The sequence below is a fragment of the Telluria sp. Soil_C_11 genome (assembly GCF_057657395.1).
This window is the reverse complement of sequence record NZ_JBDGIN010000012.1, coordinates 87299-105994: the sequence shown is the minus strand read 5'-3', so window position 1 is coordinate 105994 and position 18696 is coordinate 87299. Positions and strand designations below refer to the sequence as shown.

Genomic DNA, 18696 nt, shown 5'->3' with positions numbered 1-18696 from the left:
GATGGCGTGATGAACCCTGTCTACCGCCGCCGCCTGCTCGGGCACCGCATCGGCATCGCCCTGTCGGTGCTGGCCATGGCCATCGGCCTGGGCTTCCTGGCCTGGATCCTGTTCACCCTGCTGGTGCACGGTTTTGGCGCGCTCTCGCACAACCTGTTCGCGCTGGACACGCCGGCGCCGGGCAGCGAGGGCGGCATCCGCAACGCCATCATCGGCAGCCTGCTGATGGTCGGCCTGTCCACCGCGGTCAGCACCCCGGTCGGCATCCTGGCCGGCATGTACCTGGCCGAGTACGGCCAGAACAACAAGTTCGCCGCCGTGACCCGCTTCGTCACCGACATCATGCTGTCCGCGCCGTCGATCGTGATCGGCTTGTTCGTGTACGCGCTGCTGGTGCCGCGCATGGGCCACTTCTCGGGCTATGCCGGCACGCTGGCGCTGTCGCTGATCGCGATCCCGGTGGTGGTGCGCACCACCGACAACATGCTGCACCTGGTCCCGAACAGCCTGCTCGAAGCGGCCTTCGCCCTCGGCGCGCCGCGCTGGAAAGTGGCGATGACGGTGCGCCTGCGCGCCGTGAAGGCCGGCGTCGTGACCGGCGTGCTGCTGGCCGTGGCCCGCATCTCGGGCGAGACCGCGCCGCTGCTGTTCACGGCCCTGAACAACCAGTTCTTCACCGCCGACATGAACCAGCCGATGGCCAACCTGCCGGTGGTGATCTACCGCTTCGCCATGAGCCCGTACGAAGACTGGCAGTCGATCGCCTGGGGCGCTGCGCTGCTGGTGACCTTCAGCGTGCTGGCCCTGAACATCCTGTCGCGGACGATTTTCCGCCAGAAGAGCCCGCAATAAACGAGCATGAACCCGGATACCATGATGACCCAAGCTACCGCGACCAAGACCAAGACCATCGAAATTTCCGGCCTGGACTTCTACTACGGGAAGACCCAGAGCCTGAAGAACGTCAGCCTCGACATCCACGACAAGCAGGTCACGGCCTTCATCGGTCCCTCGGGCTGCGGCAAGTCGACCCTGCTGCGCACCCTGAACCGCATGTACGACCTGTATCCCGGCCAGCGCGCCGAGGGTTCGATCCTCTACCGCGGCCGCAACATCCTGGAGCCGGGCGTGGACGTGAACATGCTGCGCGCGAAAGTCGGCATGGTGTTCCAGAAGCCGACCCCGTTCCCGATGTCGGTGTACGACAACATCGCCTTCGGGGTGCGCCTGTACGAGAACCTGTCGAAGGGCGAGATGGACGAGCGCGTGGAGTGGGCGCTGAAGAAGGCGGCGCTGTGGACCGAGGTGAAGGACAAGTTGAACAAGAGCGGCCTGTCGCTGTCGGGCGGCCAGCAGCAGCGCCTGTGCATCGCGCGCGGCGTCGCGGTCAAGCCGGACGTGCTGCTGCTCGACGAGCCGACCTCCGCGCTGGACCCGATCTCGACCGCGAAGATCGAGGAACTGATCAGCGAGCTGAAAGGCGACTACACCATCGCCATCGTGACCCACAATATGCAGCAGGCGGCCCGCTGCTCGGACTACACGGCCTATATGTACCTGGGCGAGCTGGTGGAGTTCGGCGAGACGGACCAGCTGTTCATGAACCCGGGGCGCAAGGAAACCCAAGACTACATTACCGGCCGCTTTGGATGAGGGACTTTACAACCTACTGCGCGGCCGCAGGGCCGGCCTGCGATGCTCGCCGTACCGGATGTACGGCTGCGCTTCTCGGCCACCCCTGCAGCCGCTCGCTACGGTTGTAAAGGCCCTCGTGAAGCCAACGGTGCGCTGACAAGTTAAACCGTGTGCCGGACAAGTTAATATAACGATATTCGATAGGAATTGATGACATGGTAGGCGAGCATTCATCCAAGCAGTACGACCAGGAACTGGAAGCCATCCGTTCCAAGGTGCTGCTCATGGGCGGCATGGTGGAAACCCAGTTCGACGAGGCGCTCGAGGCGTTCCGCGTCGGGAATGCCGAGCAGGCCGACAAGGTCATGGCCGACGACCAGGCCGTCAACCAGCTCGAAGTGCAGCTGGACGACGCCTGCAGCCACCTGATCGTGCGCCGCCAGCCGGCCGCTAACGACCTGCGCACCGTGATGGCGACCATCAAGGCCATCACCGACCTCGAACGCATCGGCGACGAGGCCAGCAAGATCGCGCGCACCGCCAAGAGCCTGCACGAGCGCGGCATGATCGGCTTCAACCACTACGACATCGTGCGCACCATCGCGCGCAACACCGCCGACATGCTGCACGATGCCCTCGACGCCTTCGCGCGCCTGGACGGCAAGCAGGCCTTGCAGATCATCGCCCGCGACGACGAGATCGACTTCGAATTCCGCACCATCCTGCGCAACATGATCACCTTCATGATGGAAGACCCGCGCACCATCTCGTCGGCGCTGGACACGCTGTGGGTCGGCAAGGCGATCGAGCGCATCGGCGACCATGCCAAGAACATTGCGGAATACGTGATCTACGTGGCCGAGGGGCGCGACATCCGCCACTCGAAGCCGGCGCTGTCCGGCTCCCCTGCGGCCCACGGGGAAAGCTGACACCATGGCGTCCAACACCCGTGTCCTGATCGTCGAGGACGAACCGGCGATCGTCGAGCTGGTGAGCTACTCGCTGCGCGAGACCGGCTGGGAGATCGGCACGGCCGCCAACGTGGCCGCGGCCTGGGACGCCATCGTGCAGGCGCGTCCGGACCTGCTGCTGCTGGACTGGATGCTGCCCGACCAGAGCGGCCTGCGGCTGCTCTCGCGCCTGCGCGGCGACCGCGACTTCCAGGACATCCCGGTGATCATGCTGACGGCGAAGAGCATGGAAGAGGACAAGATCGCCGGCCTGAATACGGGCGCGGACGACTACGTCACCAAGCCGTTCTCGCCGCGCGAGCTGCTGGCGCGCGCCAAGGCGCTGTTGCGGCGCAAGAGCCCGCACCTGGCCGAGGCGCCCCTGAGCGCCGGCCCGGTGACCCTGGATCCGGGCAGCTGCACCGTCACCCTGGACGGCCGCCAGCTCGAGATGGGCAATGCCGAATACCGCCTTCTGAAATTCCTGATGGCCCACCGCGAACGGGTGTTCTCGCGGAGCCAGCTGCTGGACAAGGTCTGGGGCGACGCCTCCGCGGTCGAGGAGCGCACCGTCGACGTCCACGTGCTGCGGCTGCGCAAGGCCTTGAAGGAAGCGGAGAAGCTGATCAGGACCGTGCGCAGCGTCGGCTACATGCTGAGCGAGAAAGAGAAGTAAGCCATGCGCGCCGTTCCCGAAGCGACCCCCGGCTCCAGGTCCGACGTTGCCACCCCGGTGCCGTCCAGCGTGCATCCGCACCTGCTGTTCTGGGTCCCGGCGCTGCTGCGCCTGGCCCTGGTGTTCGTCGCCGCCGGCGTCGCCTGGTGGCTGTCCGGCCCGGTGGCCGGGCTGGCGCTGGCGCTGGCGATCACGGTGGCCCTGCTGGTGGTGCAGCTGGCCTACCTGCACCAGCTGGGCGAATGGCTGCACGACCCGCACAGCAGCCGGCTGCCGGACGGGTGGGGCGCCTGGACCGACGTGTTCGCCCGCCTGTACCGGCTGCGGCGCGACGACGAGCGCAACCAGAAAGAGCTGGCCGAATGGCTGGCGCGCTTCCGCCAGGCCATGCATCTGCTGCCGGAAGGCGTGGCGATCATGGACGACGTCCTGTTCCTCGAATGGTGCAACCCGGCCGCCGAACGCCACCTGGGCCTGACCCTGGACAAGGACAAGGGCCGGCGCGTGACCAACCTGATCCGCCATCCGGAATTCATCGACTACATCATCCTCGGCCGCTACGAGCAGCCGCTGACGCTCGCCTTCCGCGGCCGCAAGCTGGTGGTGCAGGTGATCCCGTTCGAGAACCGCCGGCAGATCCTGGTGACGCATGACGCCACCGAGACCGAACGCATCGAAGCCATGCGCCGCGACTTCATCGCCAACGCCTCGCACGAACTGCGTACGCCGCTGACGGTGATCGTCGGCTTCCTCGAGATCGCGCTGGCCGACCCCGGCATGGAAGAGCGGACCCGCATCGCCCACCTGAAGCTGATGACGGAACAGGCCGAGCGCATGCAGCGCCTGATCGCCGACATGCTGACCCTGTCGCGCCTGGAGTCGGACGAGTATCCGCTGAAGCGCGAACGGGTCGACATCAAGGCCCTGGTGGAGCAGGTGGCGCTGGATGCGCGCGCGCTGTCGAACGGCCGCCACACGATCGACTTCAGCGTCGACGGCCCGGACGTGATGGGCAGCCTCGACGAACTGCGCAGCGCCTTCGGCAACCTGGCGACCAATGCGGTGCGCTACACGCCGGAAGGCGGCAGCATCAAGCTGTCCTGGGAGCACGGGCCGAACGACCTGCGTTTCTCGGTGGCGGACACCGGCATCGGCATCGACGCGCAGCACATCTCGCGCCTCACCGAACGCTTCTACCGCGTCGACAAGAGCCGCTCGCGCGAGACCCAGGGCACGGGACTGGGACTGGCGATCGTCAAGCACGTGCTGCTGCGGCATGGCGGCAAGCTGGTCATCACCTCGCAGCCGGGGCAGGGCAGTGTGTTTACGGCGGTATTGCCGAATACGTCGCTGCCGGGATAAGGGGGCACCAGGCCCAGCCGCGATCGGGTTACAATCAGCTCTTTACCGATTTGGCTCTCCCCCGGATGATGTTGTCTCGACGCTCCCTGCTGTCCGCCCTCGGCGCCGCCGCTCTGCTGGCCGGCTGCGGCAGCACCCCCACCCAGCCCGCCGCCACGGTCGCCGCCGCGCCCACCCCCGCCCCGGTCCCGCGCAAGGTGAAGATCGGCCTGGCCCTCGGCGGCGGCGCCGCGCGCGGCTTTGCCCACATCGGCGTGATCAAGGCCCTGGAAGCCCAGGGCATCGTGCCCGACATCGTGGTCGGCACCAGCGCCGGCTCGGTGGTCGGCGCCATGTACGCCTACGGCTACAGCGGCTTCGCGCTGCAGAAGATGGCGCTCGACATGGACGAGGCTTCGATCTCGGACTGGGCGCTGCCTTTCTTCAGCAAGTCCCCGGGCGTGCTGAAAGGCGAGGCCCTGCAGGCCTACGTCAACAAGGCCGTGCACAACCAGCCGATCGAAAAGCTGAAGATCCCGTTCGGCGCCGTCGCCACCGACCTGAAGAACGGCCAGCCGATCCTGTTCAGGCGCGGCAACACCGGCATGGCCGTGCGCGCATCGTCCGCCGTGCCTAGCGTGTTCCAGCCGGTCAGCATCGCCGGCCACACCTACGTCGATGGCGGCCTGGTGGCGCCGGTGCCGGTGCGCTTCGCGAAGGAGATGGGCGCCGAGTTCATCATCGCCGTGAACATTTCGAGCGCGACCGAGGCCCAGGCCACGGCCAGCTCGCTTGACGTGCTGATGCAGACGTTTACCATCATGGGACAGCGCCTGAACCAGCACGAGCTGAAGGATGCCGACGTCGTCATCACCCCGGCCCTGGGCGCGATGGGCAGCGCCGATTTCAACGGCCGCAACATGGCGGTGCTGGCCGGCGAACAGGCCGCGGCAAGCGTCATGCCGGCACTGAAGGCCAGGCTCAAGGCCATGCAACTCAGCCCGGCTCCCTGAGCCGACCGATAACAACCACCACGATAGGAAGACACAGATGCAAACCAAACCGTTTCTGACCCTCGACGACGCGAAGAAGATCGCCGCCGCAGCCGAAGCCGAAGCCGTCGCCAACAAGTGGAACGTCGTGATCTCGATCGTCGACGACGGCGGCCACCTGCTGTGGCTGCAGCGCATGGACGGCGCCGCCCCGATCTCGTCGCAGATCGCCCCGCAGAAAGCCAGGACCGCCGCCCTGGGCCGCCGCGAATCGAAGGTCTATGAAGACATGATCAACAATGGCCGCGTCTCCTTCCTGAGCGCGCCGGACCTGCAGGGCATGCTGGAAGGCGGCGTGCCGGTCGTGGTCGACGGCCACACCATCGGCGCGGTCGGCGTGTCGGGCGTGAAGTCGGCCGAGGACGCGCAGATCGCCAGGGCCGGCATCGCCGCGCTGGGCGCTTAATTTCCTGAGGGAACGGCAGGCAAGTGCAAGGACGTCCGATTGCCGACCAGGCGGATTCGCGCTATAATTCGGAAGTTTATCCATCACTCACCTGCCGTAGCGCTTACCCACTCACTCCTTCATCATAACGACCCCGAGCGCAGGCGCAGCACGACGGCTTTGCCGCTCATCCAGGTCGGTCTGACGTGGCGCGGCTACGGCAACCTTATTGGAGAGTTGCCCTTGCCGCCATTTTTTTCTGGCCCAGCCGTTCCAGCCATCCTGGCCCTCGCAGACGGAACCATTTTCAAAGGATATTCGATCGGAGCCATCGGTCACACGACCGGTGAAGTGGTGTTCAACACCGCGATCACGGGCTACCAGGAGATCCTTACCGACCCCAGCTATTCGCGTCAGATCGTCACCCTGACGTATCCGCACATCGGCAACCAGGGCGTGAACCCGGCCGACGTGGAGGCCTCGAAGGTGCATGCCGCCGGCCTCATCATCCGCGACCTGCCGCTGCTGGCGTCGAACTTCCGCTCGACCCAATCGCTGTCGGACTACCTGAAGCAGGAAAACGTGGTCGCCATCGCCGGCATCGACACCCGCAAGCTCACCCGCATCCTGCGCGAGAAGGGCGCCCAGAACGGCGCCATCCTCACCGCCCAGCAGGGCGTGGAGCCGTCGGAAGCCCAGGCGCTCGAACTGGCGCGTTCCTTCCCCGGCCTGAACGGCATGGATCTCGCCAAGGTCGTCTCGGTCAAGGAACCGTACGTCTTCACCGAGACCGAATGGAAGCTGGGCGAAGGCTTCGGCAAGCAGGAGAACCCGCAGTTCCACGTGGTCGCCTTCGACTACGGCGTCAAGCGCAACATCCTGCGCATGCTGGCCGAGCGCGGCTGCAAGGTCACCGTGCTGCCGGCCCAGGCCACCGCCGCCGAGGCGCTGGCCCTGAACCCGGACGGCATCTTCCTGGCCAACGGCCCCGGCGACCCGGCCGCCTGCGATTACGCGATCGAAGCGACCAGGGAAGTGATCGAATCCGGCATCCCGACCTTCGGCATCTGCCTCGGCCACCAGATCATGGCCCTGGCTTCGGGCGCGAAAACCCTGAAGATGAAGTTCGGCCACCACGGCGCCAACCACCCGGTGCAGGACCTGGACTCGAAGAAGGTCCTGATCACCTCGCAGAACCACGGGTTCGCGGTGGATTCCAGCACGCTGCCGGCCAACTGCCGCGTGACCCATGTCTCGCTGTTCGACGGCTCGCTGCAGGGCTTCGAACGCACCGACAAGCCGGCCTTCTGCTTCCAGGGCCACCCGGAAGCCTCGCCCGGCCCGACCGACGTTTCGTATCTGTTCGACCGTTTCATCAGCCTCATGCAAGCTCAGGAGAAGAAATAAATGCCAAAGCGTTCTGACATTAACAGTATCCTGATCATTGGCGCAGGCCCGATCGTCATCGGCCAGGCGGTCGAATTCGACTACTCCGGCGCCCAGGCCTGCAAGGCCCTGCGCGAAGAAGGCTACAAGGTCATCCTGGTCAACTCGAACCCGGCGACCATCATGACCGATCCGGAGACGGCCGACGTCACCTACATCGAGCCGATCACCTGGAAGGCGGTCGAGCGCATCATCGAGAAGGAGCGCCCGGACGCGATCCTGCCGACCATGGGCGGCCAGACCGCGCTGAATTGCGCGCTCGACCTGCACCGCAACGGCGTGCTGGACAAGTACAAGGTCGAGCTGATCGGCGCCTCGCCGGAAGCGATCGACAAGGCCGAGGACCGCGCCAAGTTCAAGGACGCGATGACCAAGATCGGCCTGGGTTCGGCGCGCTCCTACATCGCCCACTCGATGGACGAGTCGCGCAACGCGCAGCGCGAGCTGGGCTTCCCGGTCATCATCCGTCCGTCGTTCACGATGGGCGGTTCGGGCGGCGGCATCGCCTACAACGAGGAAGAATTCGAAGCGATCTGCAAGCGCGGCCTGGAAGCCTCGCCGACCTCGGAACTGCTGATCGAGGAATCGCTGCTGGGCTGGAAAGAGTACGAGATGGAAGTGGTCCGCGACAGGAAGGACAACTGCATCATCGTGTGCTCGATCGAAAACCTGGATCCGATGGGCGTGCACACCGGCGACTCGATCACCGTCGCGCCGGCGCAGACGCTGACCGACAAGGAATACCAGATCATGCGCAACGCCTCGATCAACGTGCTGCGCGAGATCGGCGTCGACACCGGCGGCTCGAACGTGCAGTTCGCGATCAATCCGGTCGACGGCCGCATGATCGTGATCGAGATGAACCCGCGCGTGTCGCGCTCGTCGGCGCTGGCCTCGAAGGCCACCGGCTTCCCGATCGCCAAGGTGGCGGCCAAGCTGGCGGTCGGCTTCACGCTGGATGAGCTGCGCAACGAGATCACCGGCGGCGCGACCCCGGCCAGCTTCGAGCCCTCGATCGACTACGTGGTCACCAAGATCCCACGCTTCACCTTCGAAAAATTCCCGGCCGCGGACAAGCACCTGACCACCCAGATGAAATCGGTGGGCGAGGTGATGGCGATGGGCCGCACCTTCCAGGAATCCTTCCAGAAGGCCCTGCGCGGACTGGAAGTCGGCGTGGACGGCCTGAACGAGAAGACCCGCGACCGCGAGAAGATCGAGGAAGAACTGGGCGAGCCGGGTCCGGAGCGCATCTGGTACGTGGGCGACGCCTTTGCCCAGGGCTTCACGCTGGAAGAAGTGCATGCGCTGACCAAGATCGATCCGTGGTTCCTCATCCAGATCAAGGAAATCGTCGACATCGAACTGTGGCTGGATCACCAGAAGCTGGACAGCCTGGACAAGCCGACGCTGTACAAGCTGAAGCAGAAGGGCTTCTCGGACCGCCGCCTGGCCTTCCTGATGCAGACCACCGCGCAGGCCGTGCGCGAGAAGCGCCACGCGCTGGGCATCCGCCCGGTCTACAAGCGCGTCGACACCTGCGCCGCGGAGTTCGCGACCAACACCGCCTACATGTACTCGACCTATGACGAAGAGTGCGAGTCCAACCCGACCGACAAGAAGAAGATCATGGTGCTGGGCGGCGGCCCGAACCGGATCGGCCAGGGCATCGAGTTCGACTACTGCTGCGTGCACGCGGCCCTCGCCATGCGCGAAGACGGCTACGAGACCATCATGGTCAACTGCAATCCGGAGACCGTGTCGACCGACTACGATACCTCGGACCGCCTGTACTTCGAATCGCTGACCCTCGAGGACGTGCTGGAAATCGTCGACCTCGAGAAGCCGGAAGGCGTGATCGTCCAGTACGGCGGCCAGACCCCGCTGAAGCTGGCGCTGGACCTGGAAGCCAACGGCGTGCCCATCATCGGCACCTCGCCGGACATGATCGACGCCGCCGAAGACCGCGAGCGCTTCCAGCAGCTGCTGCAGAAGCTGGGCCTGCGCCAGCCGCCGAACCGCACCGCGCGCACCGAAGAGGAAGCGCTGGCGCTGGCGACCGAGATCGGCTATCCGCTGGTGGTGCGCCCGTCCTACGTGCTGGGCGGCCGCGCGATGGAGATCGTCCACGAGCAGCGCGACCTCGAGCGCTACATGCGCGAAGCGGTCAAGGTCTCGAACGATTCTCCGGTGCTGCTGGACCGCTTCCTGAACGACGCCATCGAATGCGACGTCGACTGCATCTCGGACGGCAAGACCACCTTCATCGGCGGCGTGATGGAACACATCGAACAGGCCGGCGTGCACTCGGGCGACTCGGCCTGCTCGCTGCCGCCGTACTCGCTGTCGCAGGACACCATCGATGAGCTGAAGCGCCAGACCTCGCTGATGGCGAAGGCCCTGAACGTGGTCGGCCTGATGAACGTGCAGTTCGCGATCCAGCAGACCGACGTCGAAGGCAAGAAGCAGGACGTGGTCTACGTGCTGGAAGTGAACCCGCGCGCCTCGCGCACGGTGCCGTTCGTGTCGAAGGCGACCGGCCTGCAGCTGGCCAAGATCGCCGCGCGCTGCATGGTCGGCCAGACCCTGGAACAGCAGGGCGTGACGAAGGAAATCACGCCGCCGTTCTACAGCGTCAAGGAAGCCGTGTTCCCGTTCGTGAAGTTCCCGGGCGTGGACACCATCCTCGGCCCCGAGATGAAGTCGACCGGCGAAGTGATGGGCGTCGGCATGACCTTCGGCGAAGCCTTCGTGAAGTCGCAGCTGGCGGCCGGCATCAGCCTGCCGTCCTCGGGCCGCGTGTTCCTGTCGGTGAAGGGTTCCGACAAGCCGCGCACCGTGGCCGTGGCGCGCGACCTGGTGGCGCTGGGCTTCTCGCTGGTGGCGACCAAGGGCACCGCCGCGGTGATCGCCGCCGCCGGCATCCCGGTCACCCCGGTCAACAAGGTGCTGGAAGGCCGTCCGCACATCGTCGACATGATCAAGAACCACGAGATCGCGATGGTGGTCAACACGGTCGAGGAAAAGCGCAGCGCGATCAACGACTCGCGCACCATCCGTACCTCGGCCCTGCAGGCGCGCGTCGTGACCTACACGACCATCGCCGGCGCCGAAGCGGCGGTGCAGGGCATGCGCCAGCTGGACGAGTTGCGGGTCTACGATTTACAAGGCCTGCATAAAACCTTAAACTAAGCGTAGAAGCAGTACCTGAACCACAGAGTTCGTGCGGTGAATCCCGTGCGGCTCTGTGGTTTTCACTTTTTTATAGCGACGACCCATGAACACTCCATTGACCAAATACGGTGCCGAACTGTTGAAGGAAGAGCTGCACCAGCTCAAGACCAAGGAGCGCCGCAACGTGATCGATGCGATCGCCGAAGCGCGCTCGCACGGCGACCTGTCCGAGAACGCCGAATACGATGCCGCCAAGGAGCGCCAGGCTTTCGTCGAGGGCCGCATCGCGGAACTGGAACAGAAGCTGTCGACCGCCCAGGTCATCGATCCGAGCACCCTCGACGCCGAAGGCCGCGTGGTGTTCGCCTCGACCGTCGACCTCGAAGACCTCGAGAGCGGCCAGAAAGTGACCTACCAGATCGTCGGCATCGACGAAGCCGACCTGAAAATGAACAAGGTGTCCGTCACCTCGCCGATCGCGCGCGCCCTGATCGGCAAGTACGCCGGCGACGTGGTCGAAGTGCAGGCCCCGTCCGGTCCGCGCGAATACGAAATCCTCGAAGTCCGCTACGTCTGATCCGGGCGTGACCATGCTCGCCAACCTGCGCCTGCTGGCGGCCAGCCTGTGGGCCGGCAGCGTGTGGGCGGTCAGCTACCTGGCCGCGCCGAGCGCATTCGCGGTCCTCGACAGCACCCAGGCCGGCAACGTGGTCGGCACCATGCTGACCCGCCTGGCCTGGCTGTCGATCGCGCTGGCGCCGCTGCTGGCGTTGCTGGTGTGGCGCTCGGCCGATCTCGACGGCCGCCGGCGCCGCTGGTTGGCCTGGCTGATCGCCGGCATGCTGGCCTGCAGCCTGGTCGTCTACCTGGGCCTGCAGCCGATGATGGCGGCGATCCGCGAGGCGGCCGGCCCGGCCGGGGTGCGGGCGTCGCCGCAGTGGGCTACCTTCGCGGCCTTGCATGGCGTGTCGCAGGTGCTGTACCTGCTCGAATCCGTGCTGGGGGCGGTGCTGGTGGTGAAGAGCCGATAAAAAACCGGGGCATGCCCCGGTTGTTTGTTTATCGCCGCCTGCAGCTCACCTGAGCGCGGTCTTCTTGGTGCTGGCCTGGCGCGGCTTGGCGCGCTTGACGTTGCCGCCCTGGGTCACGCGTTCGTTACCCTTCAGCAGGACCTTGGTGACGCTGGGCTTCTTGGTGCCGCTCGGGCTCGGCTTGACGATGGTGACTTCGCGCATGCCCTTGCCGGCCTTGGCCGAACGTTCCTTGACGGCTTCCTTCTTCGGGCGATACAGGACCAGCAGTTTACCGATATGCTGCACGGGTGCGGCGTCCAGCTCTTCGCAGATCCGTTCGTAGGCGGCGACGCGCTCTTCGCGGTCGTCGCCGAACACACGTACCTTGATCAGGCCGTGTGCGTCCAGGCTGGACGAGATTTCTTTCATGACGGCCTCGGTCAGGCCGGCTTCGCCGATCATGACGACAGGATTGAGCCCGTGGGCCTCCGCACGGAGGGCAGCGCGCTCGGCCGGTGTAAGTTTGATCATAATGGTTCTTTTTTGATGTACCTATTAAAAGCAGTATTTTACGCGAATGGCCAAGAACAAATTCAATAAAAACTGGATACACGACCACATTAACGACCCTTATGTCAAATTGGCACAAAAAGAGGGTTACCGGGCGCGTGCGGCCTACAAGCTGAAAGAGATCGACGAGGCGGAGAAGCTGATCAAGCCGGGCCAGGTGATCGTCGACCTCGGCTGCACCCCCGGCAGCTGGGGCCAGTACACCCGGCGCAAGCTGGCCGGCGGCGATGAGGGCGGCATCAAGGGCACGATGATCGGCCTGGACATCCTGCCGATGGAGCCGATCGCCGACATGCACTTCATCCAGGGCGACTTCCGCGAGGAAAGCGTGCTGGACCAGTTGGCCGACATCCTGGGCGACCGCCAGGCCGACCTGGTGCTGTCCGACATGGCGCCGAACCTGTCCGGCATCCCGACGGCGGACGCGGCGCGCATGGAGCATTTGATCGAAATCGCCATTGAGTTTTCTCAAGCGCACCTCAAGCCGTCCGGCGCATTGTTAGTAAAATGCTTTAAGGACATGGGCTTTACGCAAATCGTTGAGCTCTTCCGCCAGGAATTCAAGGTGGTCAAGCAGATCAAACCGAAGGCGAGCCGCGATAAGTCGTCGGAGATTTTCCTGCTTGGCCGCGGTCTCAAGAATCCGGCATAGAAGAAATGCGAATTAATCCACGAATTGTCCCTTGATATTCGCGGCGGCAACCACACATCAGCCACGGGTGGTGAGTGTGCGTGAAGCCACCCGACGCCATCCGCCTGTAGCGAACGGTGTTTATTCGTGCGCGGCGGAAATAAAAAACCGTTATAGTGACGGGGCAAAGCTTTATGAGCGGCCGTGCGTGGCACCGCCTGCTTATTGCGGTAAAATCCGCGTTTGAAACAATGGGAAAAGATGCGTCCGCATCAGAGGAGTTTTCGTGAATAATATGTTTTCCAAATCCGCCATCTGGGTGGTGGTCGCGCTGCTGTTGTTCATGCTGTTCAAGCAGTTCGACAACCACAGCGTAGCGGGCGGCAGCAAGACGATTGCTTATTCCGAGCTGCTCGATGACGTTCAGGCGAAACGCATCAAGGACGTCGTGATCGAGGGATCGAACATCACGGCAACTCGCCAGGACGACAGCAAGGTGCGCGCCACGGCCACCATGCTCGACCGCGGCCTGATCAAGGACCTGCGCGACAACAACGTGCGCTTCGACGTGAAGCCGCCGGAAGAGCCGTCGTTCCTGCAGCAAGTCTTCATCTCCTGGTTCCCGATGCTGCTGCTGATCGGCGTCTGGGTCTTCTTCATGCGCCAGATGCAGGGCGGCGGCAAGGGCGGGGCTTTCTCGTTCGGCAAGTCGAAGGCCCGCATGATGGATGAAACCAACAACACCGTCACCTTCGCCGACGTCGCCGGCTGCGACGAAGCCAAGGAAGAAGTCGCCGAGATCGTCGACTTCCTGAAGGACCCGACCAAGTTCCAGAAACTGGGCGGCCGTATCCCGCGCGGCGTGCTGATGGTCGGCCCCCCGGGTACCGGCAAGACCCTGCTGGCGCGCGCCATCGCCGGCGAAGCGAAAGTGCCGTTCTTCTCGATCTCGGGTTCCGACTTCGTCGAGATGTTCGTCGGCGTGGGCGCGTCCCGCGTGCGCGACATGTTCGAGAACGCGAAGAAGCATTCGCCCTGCATCATCTTCATCGACGAGATCGACGCCGTCGGCCGCCACCGCGGCGCCGGCATGGGCGGCGGCAACGACGAGCGCGAACAGACCCTGAACCAGCTGCTGGTCGAGATGGACGGCTTCGAGGCCTCCTCGGGCGTGATCGTGATCGCCGCGACCAACCGCGCCGACGTGCTGGACAAGGCGCTGCTGCGTCCGGGCCGTTTCGACCGCCAGGTGATGGTCGGCCTGCCGGACATCCGCGGTCGCGAACAGATCCTGAACGTGCACATGCGTAAAGTGCCGATCGGCACCGACGTGAAGGCCGACATCCTGGCCCGCGGCACCCCGGGCTTCTCCGGCGCCGACCTGGCCAACCTGGTCAACGAAGCCGCCCTGTTCGCCGCGCGCCGCAGCAAGCGCCTGGTCGAGATGAGCGACTTCGAGGATGCCAAGGACAAGATCTTCATGGGCCCGGAGCGCAAGTCCATGGTCATGCGCGAGGAAGAGCGCCGCAATACCGCCTACCACGAGTCGGGCCACGCGGTGATCGCCAAGCTGCTGCCGAAGGCCGATCCGGTGCACAAGGTCACGATCATGCCGCGCGGTTACGCGCTGGGCCTGACCTGGCAGCTGCCGGAACATGACAGCCTGTCCGGCTACAAGGACAAGATGCTGGAAGAGATCTCGATCCTGTTCGGCGGCCGCATCGCCGAGGAGATCTTCGTCGGCCAGATGTCGACCGGCGCCTCGAACGACTTCGCCCGCGCGACCAAGCTGGCGCGCTCGATGGTGACCCGCTTCGGCATGTCCGAGAGCATGGGCGTGATGGTCTACGAGGACGACGCGAACGAAGGCTTCTTCGGCGGTTCCGTGAAGACCATCTCCGAGGCGACCCAGCAGAAAGTCGATGCCGAGATCCGGGCTATCCTCGACACGCAGTACGCGCTGGCGCGCCGCCTGCTGGAAGAGAACCGCGACAAGGTCGAAGTCATGACCAAGGCCCTGCTCGAGTGGGAAACCATCGACGCCGACCAGATCAACGACATCATGGCCGGCCGCCAGCCGACCCCGCCGAAGTCGGTGCAGCTGACCAAGCGTCCGAGCGGCGGCGACGGTTCGGGCGGCGTGGCCACCAACGCCCCGGCACCGGCCTGATCGCCGGGCCGCCACAGCGCCCGTCATACGGCTTCATGAAAGGCACCCTACGGGGTGTCTTTTTTTCTGCGATTAATTAGCTTTTTATTATGCGTCAATACCTCCAATGCGGCCGTTTCGGCTTCAACCTTGCCCAGCGCCCGTTGGTGATGGGCATCCTCAACGTCACCCCCGATTCCTTTTCCGACGGCGGCCGCTACCAGGGCCTCGAATTCGCCATGGAACGGGCCGAGCAAATGATCAGGGACGGCGTCGACATCATCGACATCGGCGGCGAGTCGACGCGTCCCGGTTCGCCCAGCGTGCCGGTGCCGGAAGAACTGGCGCGCGTGATGCCGGTCATCTATGCGTTGCGTGAACTCGGCCATGCGCTGTCGATCGACACCTGCAAACCGGAGGTGATGCGCGAAGCGATCATCGCCGGCGCCGACATGATCAACGACATCAACGGTTTCCGCGCGCCCGGAGCGATCGAGGCGGTGGCCGACAGCGATGTCGGCCTGTGCATCATGCACATGCAGGGCACGCCCCAGGACATGCAGGCCGGCCCCAGCTACCATGACGTGGTGGGGGAGGTGATCGCCTTCCTGCGCGAGCGGGTCGAGGCCTTGCTGGCGGCCGGGGTGACGCGTGAGCGCATCACGATTGATCCCGGATTTGGCTTTGGCAAGACTGTCGAGCATAATGTCGCTTTGCTTTGCGGTATCAATCGCATGCAGCGCGAACTGGGCCTGCCAGTGTTGGCCGGCCTGTCGCGCAAGTCGATGATCGGCGCCCTGACGGGACGCCCCGTCGAGCAGCGCATGGCCGGCAGTCTGGGCGGCGCACTGGCTGCGGTAGCGCAGGGCGCCCGCATCGTGCGGGTCCATGATGTCGCAGAGACCGTGGACGCCTTGCGGGTATGGAACGCGGCATCCGCCGCCAAAGAGCACACAACTGATTAAAGAGAACAACATGGCACGCAAATATTTTGGTACCGATGGCGTACGTGGCCTGGTGGGCGAAGCGCCCATCACCCCTGATTTCGTGATGCGCCTCGGCTACGCCGCCGGCAAGGTGCTGGCCAAGGGCAGTACCGGCGCCAGCGGCCGCCCCACCGTGCTGATCGGCAAGGACACCCGCATCTCCGGCTACCTGCTGGAAGCCTCGCTGGAAGCCGGCTTCTCGGCCGCCGGCGTCGACGTCATGCTGGCCGGCCCGATGCCGACCCCGGCGATCGCCTACCTGACCCGCGCCCTGCGCCTGCAGGCCGGCGTCGTGATCTCGGCCTCGCACAACCCCTTCCAGGACAACGGCATCAAGTTCTTCTCCGAGCACGGCACCAAGCTGCCGGATGCGGTCGAACTGGAAATCGAAGAAGCGATCGACCAGCCGATGGGCTGCGTCTCGTCCGAAAAGCTGGGCCGCGCGACCCGCCTGCGCGACGCCCAGGGCCGCTATATCGAATTCTGCAAGAGCACTTTCCCGAACGAACTGGACCTGCGCGGCATGAAGATCGTGGTCGACTGCGCCCACGGCGCCGCCTACGCCATCGCCCCGCACGTGTTCCACGAACTGGGCGCCGAGGTGATCGAGCTGGGCACCAAGCCGGACGGCTTCAACATCAACGACGGCGTCGGCGCCACCGCACCGAAGGCGATGGCCCAGGCCGTCGTCGAGCACAAGGCCGACCTCGGCATCGCGCTGGACGGCGACGCCGACCGCCTGATCATGTGCGACGCCACCGGCCGCCTGTACAACGGCGACGAGCTGCTGTACGTGATGGTGCGTGCGCGCATGGCCACCGGCAAGGTGGACGGCGCGGTCGGTACGCTGATGACCAATATGGCGCTCGAAGTGGCGTTCAAGGAAATGGGCGTCGGCTTCGCGCGCGCCAAGGTCGGCGACCGCTACGTGCTGGAAATGATGCGGGAGAAGGGCTGGCTGTTCGGCGGCGAAGGCTCGGGCCACCTGCTGGCCCTGGACAAGCACAGCACCGGCGACGGCATCGTCTCGTCCCTGCAAGTGCTGTCGGCGCTGCGCCGCGGCAACCAAAGCCTGGCCGAGTGCTGCAAGGACCTGGTGCTGTTCCCGCAGACCCTGATCAACGTGCGCATCCAGCCCGGCTTCGACTGGACCAAGAACAATGCCATCGTGGCCGAGAAGGAGCTTGTGGAGCGCGAGCTGGGCGATCGTGGCCGCGTGCTGATCCGTCCGTCGGGTACGGAACCGCTGGTGCGCGTCATGGTCGAGGCCAAGGAAGCCGAACTGGCGCAATCGATGGCCAGGCGCATCGCCGCGCGTTTCGAGGTGTGATGCCGGTCCGCCGGCCGGGCGTCGTTCATTGACGCTTGCGGGCTGGCGGGGTATGATCGTTTCCATCGGAGTGTAGCGCAGCCCGGTAGCGCACCTGCTTTGGGAGCAGGGGGTCCAAGGTTCGAATCCTTGTACTCCGACCACCGTTTCGAACGCGGGCTGTCCTCGACGGCCCGTTTTCATTTCTCCGGCAATCTTCATTGCCAAGCTGACTGCCCATAGCTCAGTTGGATAGAGCATCAGCCTTCTAAGCTGAGGGTCGCTGGTTCGAACCCAGCTGGGCAGGCCATCCGTTTCCTTCCTGCTAGCGAACGCCGCCGCGCAAGCGTCCATGGTAGTGTCCATCCCGACAACATCATGCCGATACCCTGAGGGAGAACATGCCGCTTTGCCGATTGCCATGGTCCGCCGCTGCGGGCCGCGCCGCCGCTGTCCTGATGGCGCTGGCTTTCTCGTCCGCCGTTCCCGCGCACGCACAGGAGCCCGCCGCATCCACGCCGTCCGGCGGCGTGTTTTCGCTCAAGCTGCCGCCGGGCAGCAGCCCGGCCACGGAAGTGAACGGCACCGTCCAGTTCATCGGCACCGCCACCGTCCTGATCCGCTACCAGGGCTTCACCATCCTCACCGATCCGAACTTCCTGCACAAGGGCGACCACGTGCACCTCGGCTATGGCCTGAGCGCCGAGCGCCTGACCAATCCGGCGATCGAGCTCGGCAAGCTGCCGCCGATCGACCTGGTGGTGCTGTCGCACATGCACGAAGACCACTTCGACAAGCTGGTGCAGGAAAAGCTGGCCAAGGACACGCCGATCGTCACCACCAAGGAGGCCGCGCACTCGCTCGGGAAGCTCGGTTTCACCCGTGCCATCGGACTCGGCAAGTGGGACCGGGTCGAGGTCGAGAAGGGCGAATCGCGCCTGCGCATCACGGCCGCGCCCGGGCGCCACGGCAAGGCCGGCATGCAGGCGCTGCTGCCCAGCGTGATGGGCTCGGTGCTGGACTTCGGCCCGGGCAAGGGCCCGACCTACCGCATGTACATCAGCGGCGACACCCTGGTGTACGACGACCTGAAGGCGATCCCGCAGCGCTTCCCCGGCATCGACCTGGCCCTGCTGCACCTGGGCGGGACCCGCATCCTGGGCGTGTTCAAGGTGACCATGGACGGCAAGGACGGCGTGCAGCTGCTGCAGATCATCCGCCCGCAGCACGCGATCCCCATCCACTACGACGACTACGACGTGTTCAAGTCGCCGCTGGCGGATTTCGCACGCGAGGTCAAGGCGGCCGGGCTGGAGGAGCAGGTGAGCTATCTCGCGCACGGCGAGACCTACACCTTCACCCCGCGGGCGCATTGAGCG

At 65.0% G+C, this 18696-nt stretch carries 17 protein-coding genes and 2 tRNA genes; 18 read left to right on the top strand and 1 reads right to left on the bottom strand.

The genetic code is table 11. The features are described 5' to 3' along the window. The first annotated feature begins 9 nt into the window (after positions 1 to 9). From pstA to AC3A6M_RS18570, 11 genes are all read left to right on the top strand, one after another. Entirely contained in the window at positions 10 to 852 is an 843-nt protein-coding gene (pstA, locus tag AC3A6M_RS18620; protein ID WP_487854208.1) for a phosphate ABC transporter permease PstA, read from the top strand. 24 nt (positions 853 to 876) lie between these two features. After that, positions 877 to 1653 (top strand): phosphate ABC transporter ATP-binding protein PstB, encoded by a 777-nt coding sequence (pstB, locus tag AC3A6M_RS18615; protein WP_487854207.1) that lies wholly within the window; start codon positions 877 to 879, stop codon positions 1651 to 1653. Between the two features lie 197 nt (positions 1654 to 1850). Continuing rightward, the gene (gene phoU, locus AC3A6M_RS18610; RefSeq protein WP_487854206.1) at positions 1851 to 2564 is read left to right on the top strand and encodes a phosphate signaling complex protein PhoU; all 714 of its coding nucleotides are present in this window, start codon (positions 1851 to 1853) and stop codon (positions 2562 to 2564) included. A gap of 4 nt (positions 2565 to 2568) precedes the next feature. Continuing rightward, the gene (locus AC3A6M_RS18605; protein ID WP_487854205.1) at positions 2569 to 3261 is read left to right on the top strand and encodes a response regulator; all 693 of its coding nucleotides are present in this window, start codon (positions 2569 to 2571) and stop codon (positions 3259 to 3261) included. A 69-nt stretch (positions 3262 to 3330) separates the two neighbouring features. Further along, positions 3331 to 4623 carry a phosphate regulon sensor histidine kinase PhoR gene (phoR, locus tag AC3A6M_RS18600; protein ID WP_487854229.1) on the top strand — a complete coding sequence of 431 codons (1293 nt, stop codon included), beginning with the start codon at positions 3331 to 3333 and terminating at the stop codon, positions 4621 to 4623. Between the two features lie 68 nt (positions 4624 to 4691). Continuing rightward, positions 4692 to 5615: a patatin-like phospholipase family protein gene (locus AC3A6M_RS18595; protein ID WP_487854228.1), complete on the top strand. Its 924-nt coding sequence runs from the start codon at positions 4692 to 4694 to the stop codon at positions 5613 to 5615. A 37-nt stretch (positions 5616 to 5652) separates the two neighbouring features. Then, a complete protein-coding gene (locus AC3A6M_RS18590; protein ID WP_487854204.1) occupies positions 5653 to 6060 on the top strand; it encodes a GlcG/HbpS family heme-binding protein in 408 nt (135 codons plus the stop codon). A 222-nt stretch (positions 6061 to 6282) separates the two neighbouring features. After that, positions 6283 to 7446 (top strand): glutamine-hydrolyzing carbamoyl-phosphate synthase small subunit, encoded by a 1164-nt coding sequence (gene carA / locus AC3A6M_RS18585; protein WP_487854203.1) that lies wholly within the window; start codon positions 6283 to 6285, stop codon positions 7444 to 7446. Beyond that, positions 7447 to 10677 (top strand): carbamoyl-phosphate synthase large subunit, encoded by a 3231-nt coding sequence (carB, locus tag AC3A6M_RS18580; RefSeq protein ID WP_487854202.1) that lies wholly within the window; start codon positions 7447 to 7449, stop codon positions 10675 to 10677. 85 nt (positions 10678 to 10762) lie between these two features. Next, complete coding sequence (greA, locus tag AC3A6M_RS18575; RefSeq protein WP_487854201.1) at positions 10763 to 11236, top strand: transcription elongation factor GreA; 474 nt, start codon at positions 10763 to 10765, stop codon at positions 11234 to 11236. A 13-nt stretch (positions 11237 to 11249) separates the two neighbouring features. Then, a complete protein-coding gene (locus AC3A6M_RS18570) occupies positions 11250 to 11690 on the top strand; it encodes a DUF4149 domain-containing protein (RefSeq protein ID WP_487854227.1) in 441 nt (146 codons plus the stop codon). A gap of 45 nt (positions 11691 to 11735) precedes the next feature. On the opposite strand, the gene yhbY is transcribed toward AC3A6M_RS18570, so the two are convergent. Next, a complete protein-coding gene (gene yhbY / locus AC3A6M_RS18565; protein WP_487854200.1) occupies positions 11736 to 12203 on the bottom strand; it encodes a ribosome assembly RNA-binding protein YhbY in 468 nt (155 codons plus the stop codon). A 46-nt stretch (positions 12204 to 12249) separates the two neighbouring features. On the opposite strand from yhbY, the gene AC3A6M_RS18560 reads away from it, so the two are divergent. The 7 genes from AC3A6M_RS18560 to AC3A6M_RS18530 all read left to right on the top strand — a co-directional run bounded on the left by AC3A6M_RS18560 (position 12250) and on the right by AC3A6M_RS18530 (position 18693). Further along, positions 12250 to 12894 carry an RlmE family RNA methyltransferase gene (locus AC3A6M_RS18560; protein WP_487854199.1) on the top strand — a complete coding sequence of 215 codons (645 nt, stop codon included), beginning with the start codon at positions 12250 to 12252 and terminating at the stop codon, positions 12892 to 12894. 265 nt (positions 12895 to 13159) lie between these two features. Then, positions 13160 to 15043 carry an ATP-dependent zinc metalloprotease FtsH gene (ftsH, locus tag AC3A6M_RS18555; RefSeq protein ID WP_487854198.1) on the top strand — a complete coding sequence of 628 codons (1884 nt, stop codon included), beginning with the start codon at positions 13160 to 13162 and terminating at the stop codon, positions 15041 to 15043. A gap of 89 nt (positions 15044 to 15132) precedes the next feature. Then, complete coding sequence (gene folP, locus AC3A6M_RS18550; protein ID WP_487854197.1) at positions 15133 to 15987, top strand: dihydropteroate synthase; 855 nt, start codon at positions 15133 to 15135, stop codon at positions 15985 to 15987. Positions 15988 to 15997: 10 nt separating this feature from the next. Next, positions 15998 to 17338, top strand: coding sequence for a phosphoglucosamine mutase (gene glmM, locus AC3A6M_RS18545; RefSeq protein ID WP_487854196.1), 1341 nt, complete (start codon positions 15998 to 16000; stop codon positions 17336 to 17338). 66 nt (positions 17339 to 17404) lie between these two features. Then, positions 17405 to 17481 (top strand) — tRNA-Pro (locus tag AC3A6M_RS18540). Positions 17482 to 17550: 69 nt separating this feature from the next. After that, positions 17551 to 17627 (top strand) — tRNA-Arg (locus tag AC3A6M_RS18535). 91 nt (positions 17628 to 17718) lie between these two features. Next, the gene (locus AC3A6M_RS18530) at positions 17719 to 18693 is read left to right on the top strand and encodes an MBL fold metallo-hydrolase (protein ID WP_487854195.1); all 975 of its coding nucleotides are present in this window, start codon (positions 17719 to 17721) and stop codon (positions 18691 to 18693) included. Positions 18694 to 18696 lie beyond the last annotated feature (3 nt).

Excerpts from the sequence above, each read along its gene's own strand:
- pstA (WP_487854208.1), top strand. The coding sequence starts at position 10 with ATGAACCCTGTCTACCGCCGCCGCCTGCTCGGGCACCGCATCGGCATC.
- pstB (WP_487854207.1), top strand. The coding sequence starts at position 877 with ATGACCCAAGCTACCGCGACCAAGACCAAGACCATCGAAATTTCCGGC.
- phoU (WP_487854206.1), top strand. The coding sequence starts at position 1,851 with ATGGTAGGCGAGCATTCATCCAAGCAGTACGACCAGGAACTGGAAGCC.
- AC3A6M_RS18605 (WP_487854205.1), top strand. The coding sequence starts at position 2,569 with ATGGCGTCCAACACCCGTGTCCTGATCGTCGAGGACGAACCGGCGATC.
- AC3A6M_RS18595 (WP_487854228.1), top strand. The coding sequence starts at position 4,692 with ATGTTGTCTCGACGCTCCCTGCTGTCCGCCCTCGGCGCCGCCGCTCTG.
- AC3A6M_RS18590 (WP_487854204.1), top strand. The coding sequence starts at position 5,653 with ATGCAAACCAAACCGTTTCTGACCCTCGACGACGCGAAGAAGATCGCC.
- carB (WP_487854202.1), top strand. The coding sequence starts at position 7,447 with ATGCCAAAGCGTTCTGACATTAACAGTATCCTGATCATTGGCGCAGGC.
- greA (WP_487854201.1), top strand. The coding sequence starts at position 10,763 with ATGAACACTCCATTGACCAAATACGGTGCCGAACTGTTGAAGGAAGAG.
- AC3A6M_RS18570 (WP_487854227.1), top strand. The coding sequence starts at position 11,250 with ATGCTCGCCAACCTGCGCCTGCTGGCGGCCAGCCTGTGGGCCGGCAGC.
- yhbY (WP_487854200.1), bottom strand. The coding sequence starts at position 12,203 with ATGATCAAACTTACACCGGCCGAGCGCGCTGCCCTCCGTGCGGAGGCC.
- AC3A6M_RS18560 (WP_487854199.1), top strand. The coding sequence starts at position 12,250 with ATGGCCAAGAACAAATTCAATAAAAACTGGATACACGACCACATTAAC.
- folP (WP_487854197.1), top strand. The coding sequence starts at position 15,133 with ATGCGTCAATACCTCCAATGCGGCCGTTTCGGCTTCAACCTTGCCCAG.
- glmM (WP_487854196.1), top strand. The coding sequence starts at position 15,998 with ATGGCACGCAAATATTTTGGTACCGATGGCGTACGTGGCCTGGTGGGC.
- AC3A6M_RS18530 (WP_487854195.1), top strand. The coding sequence starts at position 17,719 with ATGCCGCTTTGCCGATTGCCATGGTCCGCCGCTGCGGGCCGCGCCGCC.